This window comes from Clostridium tarantellae, from assembly GCF_009295725.1.
Classification (GTDB): Bacteria; Bacillota; Clostridia; order Clostridiales; family Clostridiaceae; genus Sarcina; species Sarcina tarantellae.
The window spans coordinates 1-931 of sequence record NZ_WHJC01000558.1; the positions used below are offsets into that span (position 1 = coordinate 1).

The 931-nt window shown below is 30.0% G+C and carries 1 pseudogene; it reads left to right on the plus strand.

Annotated elements, in window-relative coordinates:
• Window positions 1-931, plus strand: a pseudogene (locus tag GBZ86_RS17525) (hypothetical protein); the annotation flags it as partial.

Sequence of the window (931 nt, forward strand, 5' to 3'; positions counted from 1 at the left end):
GAAGCAAAGTTTAAAGATTTTAATGTAATTAATATAGTTTCTAATAGTAGACCTACAAAAACTTTAAATTATTGGGATACTACCTATGATTCTACAGCTAATAAATCTACTATTACTTTAGCTACTGATGGAGGGGAAAACTGGCAGGGAGAATATTTTAATAGTGGTTTTTGGTTTACCACCTATAAAAGAAAAAATAGTTGGTGTGGAATTTTTAATAATTCCTTTCAACATTATAAATTTAATACCTCCAGTAAATATAGATTAACCTTTCCAATTTATTGTTCACAGAATAAAAACTGTACTATTACAGTTAGAATTGCTAGAGGGGATAGCCAAAAGATAATTTTTAATAAAACTACTACTTTAAAGGGTGGTAACTATAATTTAATTGATGAAATATTTATTCCTCAAAATGTAGGAGAAAAACCTTTATTTATGATATTTAGTGAAGATATATCAGATAATACCTTTTATATTCCCTATGTAATGTTATGTGAAGGGGAAGGAAATGGGAAATGGTATCCTAGTTCTAATGAAATTTATGATGGTATAACCACCATAGATGGTAATGGTATAAGATGTGATTTTAATGATGGCTCCTATGCTACTATGGGACATGATGGTTTAGAATTAGCACTTCATGGAGCTAAATATAAATATCATGCTTTAGCCTATGTGGATGCTGTTACTGTACCACCAGGAAGGGATGTATCTGTTTGGATTAACCTACCACCAGAATTTAAAGGAAAAGATTTTAAAATAATACCTTCTTTAAAGGGATATTATTATAATACCACAGGGAACTTTTTTCCTTTTTATGTGGCAGTTTCTCATGCTTTTACTAAGGAAGATCAAAGACAGGGAAGATTTAGAATAGAAGCTAGTTGTGGAATACAAAATGCTAAAACTTCTAGTGATACTCAATATG